This is a genomic window from Collimonas sp., assembly GCF_035566555.1.
GTDB lineage: Bacteria > Pseudomonadota > Gammaproteobacteria > Burkholderiales > Burkholderiaceae_D > Collimonas.
Genome location: NZ_DATMRB010000044.1, coordinates 1 through 17037 on the forward strand (window position 1 = coordinate 1; position 17037 = coordinate 17037).

16 protein-coding genes and 1 pseudogene are annotated in these 17037 nt (G+C 59.4%); 11 read left to right on the forward strand and 6 right to left on the reverse strand.

From position 1 onward, the window contains the following. The 3 genes and pseudogenes from rph to VNZ65_RS06615 form a co-directional block, all read right to left on the reverse strand. Positions 1 to 156, reverse strand: a pseudogene (gene rph, locus VNZ65_RS06605) (ribonuclease PH); the annotation flags it as partial. 81 nt (positions 157 to 237) lie between these two features. Beyond that, a complete protein-coding gene (locus VNZ65_RS06610; RefSeq protein WP_325667275.1) occupies positions 238 to 1152 on the reverse strand; it encodes a PP2C family serine/threonine-protein phosphatase in 915 nt (304 codons plus the stop codon). Between the two features lie 78 nt (positions 1153 to 1230). Next, a complete protein-coding gene (locus VNZ65_RS06615; RefSeq protein ID WP_325667277.1) occupies positions 1231 to 2247 on the reverse strand; it encodes a serine/threonine-protein kinase in 1017 nt (338 codons plus the stop codon). A gap of 95 nt (positions 2248 to 2342) precedes the next feature. Here VNZ65_RS06615 and VNZ65_RS06620 point away from each other — a divergent pair, with 95 nt between their 5' ends. Both VNZ65_RS06620 and VNZ65_RS06625 read left to right on the forward strand, forming a co-directional pair. Continuing rightward, positions 2343 to 3251, forward strand: a complete 909-nt coding sequence (locus VNZ65_RS06620; protein ID WP_325667279.1) for a YicC/YloC family endoribonuclease — start codon at positions 2343 to 2345, stop codon at positions 3249 to 3251. A gap of 226 nt (positions 3252 to 3477) precedes the next feature. Then, positions 3478 to 4926 carry an OprD family outer membrane porin gene (locus tag VNZ65_RS06625; RefSeq protein ID WP_325667281.1) on the forward strand — a complete coding sequence of 483 codons (1449 nt, stop codon included), beginning with the start codon at positions 3478 to 3480 and terminating at the stop codon, positions 4924 to 4926. A gap of 209 nt (positions 4927 to 5135) precedes the next feature. Here the strand turns inward: VNZ65_RS06625 and VNZ65_RS06630 are convergent, their stop codons facing one another. From VNZ65_RS06630 to VNZ65_RS06640, 3 genes are all read right to left on the reverse strand, one after another. Next, entirely contained in the window at positions 5136 to 5492 is a 357-nt protein-coding gene (locus tag VNZ65_RS06630) for a lysozyme inhibitor LprI family protein (protein ID WP_325667282.1), read from the reverse strand. A 106-nt stretch (positions 5493 to 5598) separates the two neighbouring features. Continuing rightward, on the reverse strand, positions 5599 to 6909 hold the full coding sequence (locus VNZ65_RS06635; protein ID WP_325667284.1) for a homoserine dehydrogenase: 1311 nt from the start codon (positions 6907 to 6909) through the stop codon (positions 5599 to 5601). Between the two features lie 78 nt (positions 6910 to 6987). Next, a complete protein-coding gene (locus tag VNZ65_RS06640) occupies positions 6988 to 8217 on the reverse strand; it encodes a pyridoxal phosphate-dependent aminotransferase (protein WP_061941549.1) in 1230 nt (409 codons plus the stop codon). A 421-nt stretch (positions 8218 to 8638) separates the two neighbouring features. Between VNZ65_RS06640 and VNZ65_RS06645 the strand changes: the two genes are divergently transcribed. From VNZ65_RS06645 to VNZ65_RS06685, 9 genes are all read left to right on the forward strand, one after another. After that, a complete protein-coding gene (locus VNZ65_RS06645; RefSeq protein ID WP_325667286.1) occupies positions 8639 to 9037 on the forward strand; it encodes an Mth938-like domain-containing protein in 399 nt (132 codons plus the stop codon). Next, positions 9030 to 10793 carry a glycosyltransferase family 39 protein gene (locus VNZ65_RS06650; RefSeq protein WP_325667288.1) on the forward strand — a complete coding sequence of 588 codons (1764 nt, stop codon included), beginning with the start codon at positions 9030 to 9032 and terminating at the stop codon, positions 10791 to 10793. Before VNZ65_RS06645 ends, VNZ65_RS06650 begins: the two co-directional genes overlap by 8 nt. Positions 10794 to 10808: 15 nt before the next feature. Further along, positions 10809 to 11180 carry a DMT family transporter gene (locus tag VNZ65_RS06655; protein WP_061941554.1) on the forward strand — a complete coding sequence of 124 codons (372 nt, stop codon included), beginning with the start codon at positions 10809 to 10811 and terminating at the stop codon, positions 11178 to 11180. Positions 11181 to 11234: 54 nt separating this feature from the next. After that, positions 11235 to 12371 (forward strand): DegT/DnrJ/EryC1/StrS aminotransferase family protein, encoded by a 1137-nt coding sequence (locus VNZ65_RS06660; RefSeq protein ID WP_325667290.1) that lies wholly within the window; start codon positions 11235 to 11237, stop codon positions 12369 to 12371. Positions 12372 to 12386: 15 nt separating this feature from the next. Further along, complete coding sequence (locus VNZ65_RS06665; RefSeq protein ID WP_325667292.1) at positions 12387 to 13343, forward strand: glycosyltransferase; 957 nt, start codon at positions 12387 to 12389, stop codon at positions 13341 to 13343. Beyond that, entirely contained in the window at positions 13340 to 14248 is a 909-nt protein-coding gene (locus VNZ65_RS06670; protein WP_325667294.1) for a formyltransferase, read from the forward strand. Before VNZ65_RS06665 ends, VNZ65_RS06670 begins: the two co-directional genes overlap by 4 nt. Positions 14249 to 14363: 115 nt before the next feature. Then, positions 14364 to 15419 (forward strand): bifunctional UDP-4-keto-pentose/UDP-xylose synthase, encoded by a 1056-nt coding sequence (locus VNZ65_RS06675; protein ID WP_325667296.1) that lies wholly within the window; start codon positions 14364 to 14366, stop codon positions 15417 to 15419. Positions 15420 to 15505: 86 nt separating this feature from the next. Then, positions 15506 to 16447, forward strand: a complete 942-nt coding sequence (locus tag VNZ65_RS06680) for a polysaccharide deacetylase family protein (RefSeq protein WP_325667298.1) — start codon at positions 15506 to 15508, stop codon at positions 16445 to 16447. A 118-nt stretch (positions 16448 to 16565) separates the two neighbouring features. Continuing rightward, entirely contained in the window at positions 16566 to 16982 is a 417-nt protein-coding gene (locus VNZ65_RS06685; RefSeq protein WP_325667334.1) for a peroxiredoxin, read from the forward strand. The last annotated feature ends 55 nt before the right edge of the window (positions 16983 to 17037 follow it).

Genomic DNA, 17037 nt, shown 5'->3' on the forward strand with positions numbered 1-17037 from the left:
GGGAACCTTTTCTTCCAGGCTGGCGGTGCAGATCACTTTGGTGTCGCCGAACTCGACCAGCACCGAACCTTCGGCGTGCTTGGTGTAGTTGCGGGTCAGGCGCACGGTGCGCAAGGCATCGGCGGCGCGGCCGCTGGGGCGGGTAATAGTAGGCATACTCAACTCATTTCTTATAGTGTTGGGGACAGAGTAATTCGCCACGCTACGGTGGCTCTCAAACTCTGTCCCACAATTAAATTAAATGTTCTTTTCAATGGCGCCGCGGATTTCCGCGATCGCCTGTTCAATGTCGGCATCGCTGAAGCCGTCCGGCGCATCGACTGCGCCCAGCCGCGGCGCCTGGATGGTGGTGGTCAAACTGCCGATCGGCAAGGTGTGCGTGACGATGGAACTGGAAGGATCGTCAATATTCGGATCGCTGCCCCAGGCCATTGCCAAAGCGGTAACATTATCGCTGGTTTTGCCGGCAATCCCTAGCGCATTATTCACCAGCTCCGGCACTGCCCGCACAATAGTGCTGGTTTGCAGGCGCTGCGCCAGCAGGTGGTCCGGCAGCATCGACCACAAGCCGTCCGAGCACAGCAGCATGACGTCGCCCGCCTGCAGGCTGACGCGGCGCGACAATTCGACGATCGGCATGTTGGTGGCGCCGAGACAGTTGAACAGCTTGTTGCGGTCAGGGTGGGTGGCGCGCTCCGAAGGATCGGCCTTGCCCTGGGCGATCAGGCTTTCGATGCGCGAGTGGTCGCGCGTGCGCGCCAGGATCTGACCGTTGCGCATCCAGTACAGGCGCGAATCGCCGCAATGCGCCCAGAACGCGCTGTTGTGCTGGATCAGGCAAGCCACCACCGTGGTGCGCGGCGTTTCCGGCAGCTTGTGCACTTCGCGGTAGCGATGGATTTCCATGTGCGCGGCATAAAAGCTGTCTTCCAGGAAGCGCTCCGGCTTCTTGATATACGGCTGGGCATTCTTCTGGAACAGCGAACCGATGGTTTGCATCGCGATATTGGCAGCGATCTCACCGTGCAGGTGGCCGCCCATGCCATCGGTCAGCAATAGCAGCAAGGCGTCGCGCGTGAAGCTGTAACCCATCCGGTCCTGATTGACCTTGCGGCCACCGATATGGCTTTCTTGATAAACAGAAAATCGCATGACTTCTCTATGTGGTGTTCTTACTAACAATGAAGCTAAAACACGGCCGGCGCAGGCGCGATGCGCCCGGCAGGCAGGTTACTGGGTGTTTTCCTGGATGGTGGTATCCGGGTTGCTTACGGCCTTGCGGCGGAACTGGATATGGGTGAAAAAGACGTTGCGGATCTTGCGCGTCACCATGTCGCGCACGCTCACCTCCTCTTCCTGCACCGGCTCCATCAATGCCCGCTGCACCGCGAACACGCTTTGCGGCCGCTGCAGCGGATCGATCATCAGGCACCAGCGCACCACCTGGATCAGTTCCGGCGAATACAAGCCTTCCAGCTTGCGGAAATGGCCTTCCATCTTGTCGTTGACCTTGCGCTGGTCGACCGGCTGCGGCGGCGCGCCGACCATGCAGGCGAAGATCGAGGCGCCGATACTGTAGATATCGGTCCACGGCCCGAGGTTGCCATTTCGCTCATACAATTCAGCCGGCGCAAACCCCGGCGTATACATCGGATACAGCTTAGGCGAATCGGAACGCAAAGTCTGGCGGGCGGCGCCGAAGTCGAGCAGGATCGGCGTGCCGTCGGCACGCAGGTAGATATTGGCCGGCTTCAGGTCCAGGTGCAGCAACTTGTGCGTATGCACTTCGCGCAAGCCGTTCATCACGTGACGGAACATCTTGCGGATGAATTTTTCCGACACCAGTGGCTTCTCGCCCTTGTCGCGGCGGCGCAGGATATGCTCCTGCAGCGAGCGGCCGGACTCGTAAGCCATCACCATGTAGACGGTTTCATTGGCGCGGAAGAAATTGATCACGCTCACCACGTTCGGATGAGCGATGCGCGCCAGCGCGCGCCCTTCCTCGAAAAAGCATTTCAAGCCGATACGGAAGGTCGGCAGGTTTTCCGGCGAAATCGCCGGCGCGAGTTCTCCCCATTGGCGTAAAGCCAATGAACTCGGCAGATATTCTTTGATGGCGACTGCGTTGCCATCCTCGTCGTATGCCAGATAGACAATACTGAACCCGCCAGAAGCAATCTTCTTTACAATGCGGTATCCAGCAATTTTTAGCCCGTCAGGCAATGGAGCATTGTTTTGTGCGGCCATGCGATCCTACCCTAGTAAATGGTGTAAGGATTGTCTTGATAAATCGCTGATTTGTAAAGAAAAACCCTTGCAAACCAGAAACAAAGGACAGCATTTTGACTATCTGTAGCATGACAGGTTACGCCGTCGCCAATCGCGAGACCGCGGCAGGCACGATTACCATCGAGATCAAGAGCGTCAATTCGCGTTTTCTCGACCTGCAATTCCGCATCAACGACGATTTGCGCTCGCTCGAACCGGCGCTGCGCGAGGCCATCATCGGCCGCGTTGCGCGCGGCAAGGTCGAGTGCCGGCTGAGTTTCGGCCGCAAAGCGGCATCCGGCGCCTCGCAAGTCCTGAACACCGAGCTGCTGGCCTCCCTGGCCGACCTGCAAAGCGCAGTGCGCCAGCAATTCATCGAAGCTGCGCCGCTGACGGTCAATGAACTGCTGCGCTGGCCCGGCGTCATCGAAGAAGCCGTCATCAGCCAGGATACGCTGCAAGCCGATGTCCAGACGACCATGAGCGCCACCCTGGAAGCGTTTGTCGAATCGCGTGCGCGCGAAGGCGCAGCCTTGCAAGCCACGCTGATCACCCGCATCGACGCCATGGAAGCCATCGTGCAGCGGATCACGCCGCTGGTGCCGCAGGTAGTGGCGCAATTCCAGCAAAAAGCCACCGAGCGGATGCAGGAAGCGCTCGGCCTGGTGCAGCAGGATGCCGGCAACAGCGGTCTGTCGCGCGATGAAGCCCTGGACCGGATCCGCCAGGAAGTCACGCTGTACGGCATCCGCATCGATATTGCCGAAGAGCTGTCGCGCCTCGCCGCCCATCTCAATGAAACCCGCCACATCCTGAAAAAGGGCGGCCAGGTCGGCAAGCGCCTGGATTTCATGATGCAAGAACTCAATCGCGAAGCCAATACGGTCGGCTCGAAAGCGGCAATCAAGGAACTGGCCGACGCTTCGATGGAGCTGAAGCTGCTGATCGACCAGATGCGCGAGCAGGTGCAAAACCTGGAATAGAGCGCTTCCGCTGCTTCGCTTTACCGCTGCAGAAACCGCTTTCTGCAGCCCTTCATCTCTGCCGGAAAAAACACCCCGCCTTCCCCGCCTTATCTTACAGGCAAAATTAATTATCAATATTGCAATATCAAATGCTCTTGCGTAGCATCGGCGGCTCAGACTATTGAAAAATATACAATATCCGCCGCACTGCATGCGATACCGCCGCGGCGGGGAGGAGCCATCATTGAATATCCTTGCCGCAGCGCGTTTCCTGACGCCGCTGGCCGCCGCCGCTGCCATCAGCGCCCAGGCGGCGAACACTGACGCCGGCAAAGCCGCCAGCCACCCCAACCCGCTCAACCGCACCGAAGAACACGGCGAGCACGGCGTCATCGATGGCGACGCGATTGACCAAAGCCACCTCGCGGCCACGCCAGCAGCCGTCAGCTCGCAGCAAGCCGACAGCAAAGGCCTGATCGCCGACAGCCATCTGAACTGGCTGCTGCGCAGCTATACCGACCATCTGGAAAACCAGGGCTCCAACACCCGCAACGCCTCGGTGCTGGGCAGCCAGCTCAACTTTGAATCCGGCTTCACCACCGGCGCCATCGGCCTCGGCGCCGATGCCGGCCTGTTCAGCGCGCTGAAGCTGAATGGCGGCAGCGGCGCCGGCAACATGGTGCACGTGAATCCTGCCGGCGGCGGCAGCAATCAGCAGGCATGGAGCTATTTCGGGCTGTACGACCTGAAGGCCCGGGTCTCGAACACGATAGTGAAATATGGCGCGCAAATCGTCCATAACCCCTTCCTGGAGCCGCATGACAACCGCGCCCTGCCGCCGACCTTCCTCGGCACATCCCTGATCAGCACGGAAATTGCCGCCCTCAGCCTGGCGGCGGGCAGCTTTACCAGGAGTCTGCCGCGCGGGCAAACTCGCTTGCAACCCTTGCGCACGGCCTACGGCGGTGTCCAGTTCGATCGCTTCAGCTATCTTGGCGGCGACTATGCCTATAGCCCGGACACCAAGCTCTCGCTATACGCCAGCCGCGCCGAAAACGTCTGGGACCAGTATTACTCCGCCTTCTCGCACAGCATCGGCGACGCCGACACCCTGCGCTGGACTGGCCAGCTGAATTACTATGCCACGCGCAATCAGGGCAGCAGCCGCCAGGGAAGCATCAACACCAATGCCTACAGCCTGGCTCTGAGCGCCCAGCACAAGGCGCATACGGTGTTGCTGGCCTACCAGAAAATCCAGGGCAAGCAGTTCTTCGATTATGTAGGCGAAGGCGCCGGCGACTTTCTCAGCAATTCGATGAACGTCGATTACAACGCTCCCGGCGAACAATCGCTGCAGCTGCGTCATACGGTCGACCTCGGCAGCTACGGCCTGCCCGGCTTGAAAATCATGAGCTGGGGTGTGCGGGGCTGGGGCGCAGATGCTTCGGCCAGCGCGGCCGCCAATGCGGATCCGGCCGGCAGCCTGTACGGGCTGTACTGGAAGAACAGCGCGCCGGTGCGCGGCAAGCATTGGGAGATTGGCATGATCCCGACCTATGTGGTCCAGGCCGGCAAGCTGAAAGGCAGCAGCGTCAACCTGACCTTGATGCATCATCGGGCCGATGCGCAATACTCGGACGCCGGCAACACTATTTACCGGCTGGTGCTGAACATGCCGATGAATATTTTTTGATGCATTTAGATGGGTGAAAAACGTTCTTTCGCGTAGGGTGGGCACACTTTTGTGCCCACGCGGATAGCACTACATCGTGGGCACAAAAGCGTGCCCACCCTACGTCTGCCGATGAGATGCAGGACGGATAAAAAAGCCGCGGCAGAGTGCGATCTGCCGCGGCTTTTTTTGCATCGCGTTGCCCCGATCGACGATCCGAGGCGAGCGGATTATTTTTCGACGATGAAATTCTTCAGTTCCTTGGTGCGCTGTTCGGTGTGGGCGCGCATGCAGCCGAGGAATTCGATATCGCGGATGGTTCCGCTCTCATTATAGGTGTACACGGCGTCGCAATCCTTCTTGCGGAAGCTGACCCAGGCGCGCTGCGCTTCAATCAGCTTCTTCTTGACCTCGCCGTAGCGCACGCCATCCTGGTCCGGCTTGGTGATCTGCTTGACCAGCTGCTGATAGGTTTCGTTCAAGGTTTTCTCATCCTTGTCGAAAGCGGTCTTGGCGCAGGTATTCATTTCGACGGTATTGCTCTGCGACAGACATGGATCAACCTGAGCAAACGCTGCAGCAGGCACTACCAGGCACTACCAGGCACAGAGCCATCAGCATCTTACGCATACACTCTCCTTGGAAAGGCTTCGCCATCGGCCGGCGTGGCCGGCAGGCGAAGCGGTACTTCGATTAACCCAGTTCTTCCAGCCGAATCTTGGTGACGCTGCCGACCACGGTGCTCAGTGCTTCGATCTTGACGATCGCGGCTTCCACATTCTTTTCCTGAGTCTGGTGCGTCAGCATGATGATATCAGTACGGGTCTCGTCTGCGGCCGGCTCTTTTTGCAGCATGGCGTCGATCGAGATCGAGGAGTCGGCCAGGATCCGCGTGACGTCGGCCAGCACGCCCGGCTGGTCGGCGACATGCATGCGCAGATAATAGCTGGTGGTGATTTCCGCCATCGGCAGGATCGGCGTGTCGGCCATGGCGTTCGGCTGGAACGCCAGGTGCGGCACGCGATGCTCGGGATCTGCGGTGGCCAGGCGGGTGATGTCGACCAGGTCGGCGATCACGGCCGAAGCAGTCGGCTCGGCGCCGGCGCCCTTGCCGTAGTACAGCGTGTCGCCGACGGCGTCGCCGCGCACCAGCACTGCATTCATTGCGCCTTCGACATTGGCGATCAGGCGCTTGCTCGGAATCAGGGTCGGATGCACGCGCAGCTCGATGCCGCCGGCGGTGCGCTTGGTGATGCCGAGCAGTTTGATGCGGTAGCCCAACTGTTCGGCGTAACGGATGTCGGTAGCCTGCAGCTTGGTGATGCCTTCCACGTGCGCCTTGCTGAACTGCACCGGGATGCCGAACGCAATCGAGGCCATGATGGTCAGTTTGTGGGCGGCGTCAACGCCTTCGATATCGAAGGTCGGGTCGGCTTCGGCGTAACCCAGGCGCTGCGCTTCCTTCAGCACGACGTCGAAATCGAGGCCCTTGTCGCGCATCTCGGACAGGATGAAATTGGTGGTGCCGTTGATGATGCCGGCGATCCACTGGATGCTGTTGGCGGTCAGGCCTTCGCGCAGCGCCTTGATGATCGGGATGCCGCCGGCCACCGCCGCTTCAAACGCGACGATCACGCGCTTCTCTTGCGCCGCCTTGAAAATCTCGTTGCCATGGGTAGCGATCAGCGCCTTGTTGGCGGTCACCACATGCTTGCCGTTGGCAATCGCCTGCAATACCAGGTCTTTGGCGATGCCGTAGCCGCCGATCAGCTCGATGACGATATCGATGTCGGGATTGTTGACCACCAGCCTGGCGTCGTTGACCACGGTGACTTCGCCGTTGGTCAGCAGCTTGGCACGCTCGGTATCGAGATCGGCCACCATGGTAATCTCAATAGCTCTCCCTGCGCGCGCTGCAATCTCTTGCTGATTGCGCTTCAATACGTTGAACGTGCCGGAACCGACCGTACCTATGCCAAGCAAACCTACCTTGATGGATTTCATGATCTCTGCTGTCTGTGAAAAAATCTGCTGATACCGGAGCGGCAACTGCGCCCGCCCGGCGTGTTAAAAAACCTTATTTCAAGCCTTGCCGTTGCGCCTGCGATAACCTTCCAGGAAACTCGCGATGCGGCCCATCGAATCGGCCAGGTCATCGGTGTTCGGCAGGAACACCACGCGGAAGTGATCCGGCGTCGGGCAGTTGAAGCCTGTGCCCTGTACGATCAGCACGCGCTGTTCGGCCAGCAGTTCGTAGGCGAAATCCTGGTCGTCGGCGATCGGATACATCTTCGGATCGAGGCGCGGGAACATGTACAGCGCAGCCTTCGGCTTGACGCAGGTCACGCCGGGAATATCGGTCAGCAGCTGGTAGGCCAAGTCGCGCTGGCGCGTCAGGCGGCCGTGCGGCCCGACCAGGTCGTTGATGCTTTGATAGCCGCCCAGCGCGGTCTGGATCGCGTACTGCCCCGGCGCATTGGCGCACAGGCGCATCGACGCCAGCATGTTCAAGCCTTCAATATAACCCTTGGCGTGCTTTTTTTCGCCCGACACCACCATCCAGCCGGCACGGTAGCCGCAGGAACGATAGTTTTTCGACAAGCCGTTGAAAGTAATGAACAGCACATCGTCCGCCAGCGCGGCCAGCGAGGTGTGGGTTTCGCCGTCGTACAAGACCTTGTCGTAGATCTCGTCGGCGAAAATGATCAGCTGGTGCTGGCGCGCCAGGTCGACGATCTGCTGCAGCAGTTCCACCGGATAGAGGGCGCCGGTCGGATTGTTCGGGTTGATGACGACGATCGCCCGCGTGTTGCTGTTGATCTTCTTCTTGATGTCTTCGATATCCGGAAACCAGCCGGCCTGCTCGTCGCACACATAATGGCGCGGCGTGCCGCCCGACAGGCTGACCGCGGCGGTCCACAGCGGATAGTCCGGCGCCGGCACCAACACTTCGTCGCCGGTGTTGAGCAGCGCGTTCATGCTCATCACGATCAGTTCGGAAGCGCCGTTACCCAGGTAGATGTCGTCGATGGTGACGCCCTGGATCTGCTTCTGCTGGCAGTAATGCATGACCGATTTGCGCGGCGCAAACATGCCCTTGGAATCGGTATAGCCGGAGGCGTTGCCCATATTGCGGATCATGTCCTGCACGATTTCATCGGGCGGCTCGAAACCGAACACGGCCAGGTTGCCGATGTTCAGCTTGATGATCTTGTGGCCTTCTTCCTCCATCTGGCGCGCTTTTTCCAGCACGGGGCCGCGGATGTCGTAACAGACATCATCCAGTTTTTTCGATTTTTGAATCGGTCGCACAGCACAATTCCTTGTATTTTACGCAACATTATCCAGTTTTAAAAAGCTGTCTGGAAAATTGGGGTATCGTCACACGGGAGTAGGTGCGCCGCAACAAATGCTTGCGGCTACCCCTTGTAAGGGTGCCCCAGGGTTATGCACCCTAGCATTTCACGACTTTTCAGACAGCTTTTCGGCGCTGCACAAAACATCGCCAGAACCATCCATTCTGCCGAAAGCGTGGGGTTTTATCAATCAATACCGCAAGCTTATGGAAGGAAAACGCTACAATGCAGCACTTTATTTTCCATTTCCCGGGAATTTGCACGCCGTCTGCGGTCTATCCTTAGGTTTTTCCCAATGTCATCCCGCCGGTCATGACATGTTAACTACTTGCAGGACGGGGCATTGCGCTCGGTCCTCAGCTATTTAAAGACAAGCAATGAAGCTACATACCACCTCCACCCAGCAGTACCAAACCGTCACTGCCTACGATGACAAGGGCGTGGAAATCAATGCGGTCCGCTATGAACACAGTTTGCTGGTGCTGCCGGAATCGGCGCCGGCGATCTGGCCGGTCAGCAGTTTCGACGCCCTTACCCCGGAACACTTTGCCCATCTAGACAGCACCCGGCCCGATGTCGTCATCCTCGGCACCGGCCTGCGGCAGCGTTTTGTGCATCCGAAACTGACCACCGTGCTGACCGCGCGCCGCATCGGCGTCGAATGCATGGATAATCAGGCGGCTTGTCGCACTTACAATATTTTGATGGCTGAGGGACGCAAAGTCGTCCTTGCCCTGATTTTCGATACCAACAAGGAAACCGCCCAAGATGCGTGAACTGCATAAATCAAAAACTTTCGTCTGGCTGCTGTTCCTGCTGTTCTGCATCGTCTGGTGCTACATGCTGGGCGCACGTGCGCTGGTGCCTACCGACGAGGGCCGCTACGCAGAGATGGCGCGCGAAATGGTCGCCACTGGCGACTGGATCACCTTGCGCCTGAACGGCATCAAGTATTTCGAAAAGCCGCCGCTGCAAACCTGGATGAATGCGCTGACCTTTGAACTGTTCGGCCTGGGCGAATGGCAGGCACGCTTGTGGACCGGCCTGTGCGGCTTGCTGGGCGTGGTGCTGGTGGCCTTTACCGGCAGCCGCGTGTTTTCGCCGCGTATCGGGTTCTTTGCGGCGCTGGTGCTCGGCTCCAGTTTCCTGTGGGCCGGCCTGGGCCACATCAACACGCTCGACATGGGCTTGTCGGGCATGATGACGATTGCGCTGTGCGCGCTGCTGCTGGCGCAACGCAGCGACATCAGCAACAGCGAACAACGCAACTGGATGCTGCTGTGCTGGGCCGGCATGGCCCTGTCGGTGCTGTCGAAAGGCTTGATCGGCTTGCTGATTCCGGGCGCGGTGCTGGTGCTGTACACCTTGTTTTCGCGCGACTGGTCGATCTGGAAGCGGCTGCACCTGGTGCTTGGCCTGATCCTCTTCTTCGTGATCACAGTGCCTTGGTTCGTGCTGATTTCCCTGAAGAATCCTGAATTCCCGCAATTTTTCTTCATCCACGAACAGTTCCAGCGCTTTACCAGCAAGATCCACAACCGCTATGGCCCGCCCTACTATTTCGTGCCTATCCTGATCCTCGGCATCGTGCCGTGGCTGGGCGTGATGTTCCAGAGCTTGTGGAACGCCGCGCGCGAGAGCCATACCGTATCCGGCTTCCAGCCGAAGAAAATGCTGCTGATCTGGAGCATCTTCATTTTCGTGTTCTTCAGCATCTCCGATTCCAAGCTGCCTTCCTACATCCTGCCGATCTTCCCGGCGCTGGCGCTGCTGATCGCCTGCCATCTGGACAAAGCGTCCAGCAAGGCTGTGACCGCCTCTGCCCTGTTGCTGCTGTTGCCGGCAGTGGCCGGCCTGGCCTTGTCCTGGAAAATCCCGTCGCTGGCCAAGGACGCCTATTCGCTGCCGCTGCTGCAAGCCCATGTGCCTTGGGTATTCGCCGCATCCGTGGTCGCCTTCATCGGCGCCATCGCCGGAATGCTGCTGGCGCGTCGCCAGAAAGAATGGGCCATCGTCGCCCTCGCCGCCGCCGGCTTCATCGGCGGCCAGCTGCTGATGTACGGCCACGATCCGCAGGGCCGCTATTCGGCCGGCATCGACCTGGTGCCGGCGATCAATGCCGAGATGACGCCGCAAACCACGCTGTACGTGGTCGACAAGTATGAGCAGTCGCTGCCGTTCTACCTGCGCCGCACCATGACCATGGTCAAGCACATGGACGAACTGGAATTCGGCCTCGGGCAGGAACCGCAGCTGTGGATCCCGACGATCGAAGCCTTTGTCGTCAAATGGAATGCCGATGCCGCCGCCGGCAAGAAGGACATTGCCATCATCCGTCCGGAGAAGTACAAGGAGATGGCGGCGCAAGGTGTGCCGATGCGCGTTATCGGCCAGGATCCGCGCCGCGTGGTAGTGACTAACCAGGGCATTCCTGCCGCAATTGCCCCTGCTCCGGTCGCACCGGCGGCAAACGCAGAAGCGCCGGCGGAATCCTCTGCCGCCGCAGCTTCCAGTACACACAGCGCACCATAATAAGCCGGCACCGACATGAACCTCACTACCTTTGCCTTCATCATTACCGGCGTCTGCCTCAACGCCGTGGCGCAGCTGCTGCTGAAAGCCGGCACCAACGCGGTCGGCGTCATCAGCCTGACGCCGCAGAACTGGTTTGCCACCGGCATCAAGCTGGCTACCCAGCTGCCGATCCTGGGCGGCCTGACCTGCTACGTGATTTCGCTGGTGGTCTGGATCATCGGCCTGTCGCGGGTCGATGTCACGATCGCCTACCCGATGCTGTCGCTGGGCTATGTCATCAGCGCCGTCGGCGCCTGGTATTTCCTGGGCGAGGCGGTATCCGCCCAGCGCCTGGTGGCTATCGGCGTCATCATAGTCGGCGTAGTATTGCTAACCCGCAGCTAAGCTGCTGTAGCCAAGCTAAGCTCCTCATTTTAAGACCCATACTTATAAAACAATATGAGCCAACAACCATTCCTCCCGTTCGCCAAGCCCACCATCGACGAAGCCACCATCGCCGCAGTCGGCGATGTGCTGCGTTCCGGCTGGATTACCAGCGGTCCCAAGGTGCAGGCATTCGAAGCGCAGCTGTCGGAATATTTCGGCGGCCGCCCGGTGCGCACCTTCAATTCCGGCACCTGCACCATGGAAATCGCCCTGCGCATCGCCGGCATCGGCGCCGGCGATGAAGTCATCACCACACCGATTTCCTGGGTCGCCACCGCCAACGTGATCATTGAAACCGGCGCCACCCCGGTCTTCGCCGACATCGACCCGGTCACCCGCAATATCGACCTGGCCCAGGTTGAAGCCGCCATCACGCCGCGCACCAAGGCCATCATCCCGGTCTACCTGTCCGGCCTGCCGGTCGACATGGACCGCCTGTATGCGCTGGCCAAGAAGCACAATCTGCGCGTGGTGGAAGATGCGGCGCAGGCGCTGGGATCGAGCTGGAACGGCCAGCGCATCGGCGCCTTTGGCGACTTTGCCTCGTTCAGCTTCCAGGCCAACAAGAACATCACCTCCTCCGAAGGCGGCTGCCTGGTACTGAACAATGCCGAAGAAGCCCGGCTGGCGGAAAAATACCGCTTGCAGGGCGTCACCCGCAGCGGCTTCGACGGCCTCGACGTCGACGTCCTCGGCGGCAAGTTCAACATGACCGACGTCGCCGCCGCCATCGGCCTCGGCCAGTTTGCCCACATTGAAGCGATTACCGCCCATCGGCGCGAACTGGCGCAGTACTATTTCAGCTGCTTCGGCAGCGATTTCGAAGCGAAATACGGCGCCCAGCTGCCGGTGCCCGATTTCGAGAACAGCAACTGGCACATGTTTCAGCTGGTGCTGCCGGAGCGCCAGGACGGCAAACCGGCGCGCGCCACCTTCATGGAAAAGATGCAGGCGCTCGGCGTCGGCATCGGTTATCACTATCCAGCCATCCATCTGCTCAGCATGTACCGTGCGCGCGGCTTCAAGGAGGGCATGTTCCCGGTCGCGGAAAAAGTCGGCCGCCTGATCGTCTCGCTGCCCATGTTCAATGTCATGACCAAGAACGATGTCGAACGCTCCGTGTCCGCGGTAAAATCCGTTCTTCAATAAACCGACAAGCGCTTGATGAAACCAGAACTTTCCGTCGTCATCCCGGTATATAACGAGGAATCGGGCCTCGCCAAACTGTTCGAGCGCCTCTATCCGGCGCTTGACGCACTTGGCATCAGTTATGAAATCCTGTACGTCAACGATGGCAGCCGCGACAAGTCGGCGGCCATCCTGGCCGAACAGTTCCGGCTGCGGCCGGATGTCACCCGCGTAGTCCTGTTCAACGGCAATTTCGGCCAGCACATGGCGATCCTGGCCGGCTTTGAAGCGACCCGCGGCGACATCGTCGTGACGCTCGACGCCGACCTGCAGAATCCGCCGGAAGAAATCGGCAACCTGGTCGCCAAGATGCGCGAAGGCTACGATTATGTCGGCTCGATCCGCCGCAAGCGGCAGGACTCGGCCTGGCGCACCGTCGCCTCCAAGGCCATGAATCTGCTGCGCGAGAAAATCACCGGCATCAGGATGACCGACCAGGGCAATATGCTGCGCGCCTACGGCCGCAACGTGGTGGACCTGATCAACCAGTGCAAGGAAGTCAACACTTTCGTGCCTGCCCTGGCCTACACATTCGCCCGTAAGCAGGCGGAAATCGTGGTCGAGCATGAAGAACGCTCGGCCGGCGAATCGAAATATTCGCTGTACAGCCTGATCCGCCTGAACTTCGACCTGGTGACCGGCTTTTCGATCGTGCCGCTGCAGTTGTTTTCGCTGATCGGCATCGTGCTGTCCTTCGCTTCCGCCGCGCTGTTCGTGGTGCTGGTGGTGCGCCGCTTCCTGTTCGGCGCCGAAGTACAAGGTGTGTTCACCCTGTTCGCCTTCGCCTTCTTCCTGATGGGCATGATCCTGTTCGGCATCGGCCTGGTCGGCGAATATGTCGGCCGCATCTACCAGCAAGTCCGCGCGCGTCCACGCTATGTGGTGCAAGCCATGCTGGAACAGTCTTCTTCCGAGGATAAGCAAGCCTCATGAAAGCCGTCGTCTTTGCCTATCATAATGTCGGCGTCCGCTGCCTGAAAGTCTTGCTGGCGCGCGGCGTCGAAGTGGCGCTGGTGGTCACCCACGCAGACAATCCGCAGGAAACCATCTGGTTCGAATCGGTCGCTTCGCTGTGCCTCCAGCATGGCATTCCGACGGTTGCGCCGGACAACCCGTCGACACCGGAACTGCTGGCCCAGGTGACTTCCCTGGCCCCTGATTTCATTTTCAGTTTCTACTATCGGCACATGCTGCCGCTCAATTTGCTGGCCCTGGCCAGGCACGGCGCCTTCAATATGCACGGCTCCTTGCTGCCGAAGTACCGCGGCCGGGTGCCGATCAACTGGGCAGTCCTGCACGGCGAAACGGAAACCGGCGCCACCTTGCATGAAATGGCTGCCAAGCCCGACGCCGGCTGCATCGTGGCGCAGACTTCGGTGCCTATCCTGCCCGACGACACAGCTTACGAAGTATTCGGCAAAGTTGTGGTGGCGGCAGAACAGACGCTGTGGAATGCATTACCGGCCATGCTGGCAGGCAATACTCCGAAAATGCCGAATAACCTGACGCAAGGCAGCTACTTCGGCGGCCGCAAGCCGGCCGATGGCGAAATCGACTGGAGCCAGCCGGCGCAGCAGGTGTACAACCTGTACCGCGCGGTAGCGCCGCCCTATCCCGGCGCCTGGACTATTGCCAAAGGCCGCACCTTCATTGTTGGGAAAGCAAGTTTTCCAGCAAACTTGGCTGCCGATGCGCTGGTAAATTTGCCTCAAGGCTTGGCGGTAGTGGATAATCACATTGTTGGCGTCTGCGGCGATGGCCGGGCGTTGTTGATTAACCAATTGCTGGTGGACGACCAGGCTGTCGCACCAGAAGCACTGAAAAACATCCTTTTATAAAACCGGCTGCGTGATTTCGCGGGCATCGCGGCCTTTGTCGCCGCTCTGCCCTCCTGGAATCGCAGCGTTTGATATTCCGCCGCGCGGAATGCCACCCTAACAACAATAGAACACTATGAAAAAAGTCCTCATCCTCGGCGTCAACGGCTTCATCGGCCACCATCTCTCCAAGCGCATCCTGGAAACCACCGACTGGCACGTCTACGGCATGGACATGATGACCGACCGCATCCGCGACCTGCTGGACAACGAAGAATACAAGTCGCGCATGCACTTCTTCGAAGGCGACATCACCATCAACAAGGAATGGGTCGAGTACCACGTCAAGAAGTGCGACGTGATCCTGCCGCTGGTGGCGATCGCCACGCCGTCGACCTACGTCAAGCAGCCGCTGCGCGTGTTCGAGCTGGACTTTGAAGCCAACCTGCCGATCGTGCGCTCCGCCGCCAAGTACGGCAAGCACCTGGTGTTCCCATCGACCTCGGAAGTGTATGGCATGTGCCATGACGAAGAATTCGATCCGGAGCAATCCGAACTGATCTGCGGCCCGATCAACAAGCCGCGCTGGATCTACTCTTGCGCCAAGCAGCTGATGGATCGCGTGATCTGGGGCTATGGCATGGAAGAAGGCTTGAACTTCACCCTGTTCCGTCCGTTCAACTGGATCGGCGCCGGCCTCGATTCGATCCATACGCCAAAAGAAGGCAGCTCGCGCGTGGTGACCCAGTTCTTCGGCCACATCGTGCGCGGCGAGAATATCTCGCTGGTCGACGGCGGCCAGCAAAAACGCGCCTTCACCTACATCGACGACGGCATCGACGCCCTGATCAAGATCATCGCCAACAAGGACGGCGTCGCCAGCGGCAAGATCTACAACATCGGCAACCCAGTCAACAACTACTCGATCCGCGACCTCGCCGACATGATGCTGAAGCTGGCGGCAGAATATCCTGAGTACGCCGATTCGGCCAAGAAGGTCAAGCTGATCGAGACCACTTCGGCCGCCTACTACGGCAAGGGCTACCAGGATGTGCAGAACCGCGTGCCAAAGATCACCAACACTTGCGACGAACTGAGCTGGCAGCCGACCACGACCATGGCCGACACGCTGCGCAATATTTTCGATGCGTACCGCGGCCAGGTAGCTGAAGCGCGCGCCTTGATGGACTAAGCGTTACCCAAGTCCGCGCGAGACATGAGTTACCTGTGTTTTTTGCGCGGACGCTGTTTTTCCTTACTACAGCCAGACCAGACAACTTGCCTCTCCTCACCCTAAAAATCGACGCCGACACCTATCGCGGCACCCGTGAAGGGGTACCCAACCTGGTACGCCTGCTGAGCAAATACCAGGCGCGCGCCACCTTTCTGTTCTCGCTCGGCTACGACCATACCGGCTGGGCTCTGAAACAGGTATTCCGTCCCGGCTTCTTCCAGAAAGTATCGCGCACCTCGGTGGTCGAGCATTACGGCTTGAAGACCCTGATGTACGGCGTATTGCTGCCGGCGCCGGATATCGGCAAGACCTGCGCCGCATACATGCAGGCGGTAGACGCCGCCGGTTTCGAATGCGGCATCCACACCTGGGATCACCGCGTCTGGCAAGACCATGTGCGGCAGCGCGGCGCCGACTGGACCAGCCAGCAGATGCAGCGCTCGTTCGACCGTTTCCGCCAGATCTTCGGCCGGCCGCCGCTGACCCATGGCGCCGCCGGCTGGCAGATGAACCAGTACGCCTTCGAGCAGCTGGAAAAATTCGGCATGGCCTACGCCTCCGACGGCCGCGCCATGCTCACGGACGACGGCGCACTGGCCGACCAGGCCGCCGGACCGCATCGCCTGCAGGTCGACGGCAAGACGCTGGCCTGCATCCAGCTGCCGACCACCCTGCCGACGCTGGACGAACTGCTGGGCCGCAGCTGCAACGGCGTCGAGCTGACACCGGACAATATCGCCGAGCATATCCTGGCGCTGACGGCGACGCCGCGCGATCATGTATTTACTCTGCATGCAGAGCTTGAAGGGCAAAAACTCGCCCCCATATTCGAGCGGTTGCTGCAGGGCTGGCAGGCGCAAGGCTACGATCTGGTCTCGATGGAAGATTACTATCGGCACGTCAAGGACCAGGCGTTACCCGTCGCACCGCTCACGTGGGCGGAATTGCCGGGACGTTCAGGCGAAATGATCATGCAGGAAACCTGACCAGCGGATCAAGCCCTTGATTGGCAACCGATTCATCATAATCTTTAGTGAACAGGACAAGAAAGTGGCAGACCATCCTTCCATCATCAACATGACGGTGCCCGACTTCTCTGCAGCCATGACCGGTGCACAGACATTCAAGTTATCGGACTATCATGGCAAGAAAATAGTGTTGTATTTTTACCCTAAGGACAACACGCCAGGCTGCACCACCGAAGCCATCCAGTTCCGCGACCTGCACCAGGAATTCCAGGGTCACAATACTGTCATATTCGGCGTCAGCCGCGACAGCATTCGCTCGCACGAAGGTTTCAAAGCCAAGCTGGGCCTTCCTTTTGAGCTGATTGCCGATCCGGATGAAACGCTATGCGCCATGTTCAACGTCATGAAAATGAAAAACATGTACGGCAAGCAAGTACGCGGCATCGAGCGCAGCACGTTTGTGATTGACGCCGCCGGCACATTGGTGAAAGAATGGCGTGGAGTGAAGGTGCCTGCGCATGTTGAGGAAGTATTGGAGTTTGTAAGTCATTGAATTCACAAAAAATTATTTTGTTAAGCCGTTTGAGGAAAAGGCCCGCGGGCCTTCC

Excerpts from the sequence above, each read along its gene's own strand:
- VNZ65_RS06660 (WP_325667290.1), top strand. The coding sequence starts at position 11,235 with ATGAGCCAACAACCATTCCTCCCGTTCGCCAAGCCCACCATCGACGAA.
- VNZ65_RS06645 (WP_325667286.1), top strand. The coding sequence starts at position 8,639 with ATGAAGCTACATACCACCTCCACCCAGCAGTACCAAACCGTCACTGCC.
- VNZ65_RS06635 (WP_325667284.1), bottom strand. The coding sequence starts at position 6,909 with ATGAAATCCATCAAGGTAGGTTTGCTTGGCATAGGTACGGTCGGTTCC.
- VNZ65_RS06665 (WP_325667292.1), top strand. The coding sequence starts at position 12,387 with ATGAAACCAGAACTTTCCGTCGTCATCCCGGTATATAACGAGGAATCG.
- VNZ65_RS06670 (WP_325667294.1), top strand. The coding sequence starts at position 13,340 with ATGAAAGCCGTCGTCTTTGCCTATCATAATGTCGGCGTCCGCTGCCTG.
- VNZ65_RS06685 (WP_325667334.1), top strand. The coding sequence starts at position 16,566 with ATGACCGGTGCACAGACATTCAAGTTATCGGACTATCATGGCAAGAAA.
- VNZ65_RS06615 (WP_325667277.1), bottom strand. The coding sequence starts at position 2,247 with ATGGCCGCACAAAACAATGCTCCATTGCCTGACGGGCTAAAAATTGCT.
- VNZ65_RS06655 (WP_061941554.1), top strand. The coding sequence starts at position 10,809 with ATGAACCTCACTACCTTTGCCTTCATCATTACCGGCGTCTGCCTCAAC.
- VNZ65_RS06610 (WP_325667275.1), bottom strand. The coding sequence starts at position 1,152 with ATGCGATTTTCTGTTTATCAAGAAAGCCATATCGGTGGCCGCAAGGTC.
- VNZ65_RS06650 (WP_325667288.1), top strand. The coding sequence starts at position 9,030 with ATGCGTGAACTGCATAAATCAAAAACTTTCGTCTGGCTGCTGTTCCTG.
- VNZ65_RS06675 (WP_325667296.1), top strand. The coding sequence starts at position 14,364 with ATGAAAAAAGTCCTCATCCTCGGCGTCAACGGCTTCATCGGCCACCAT.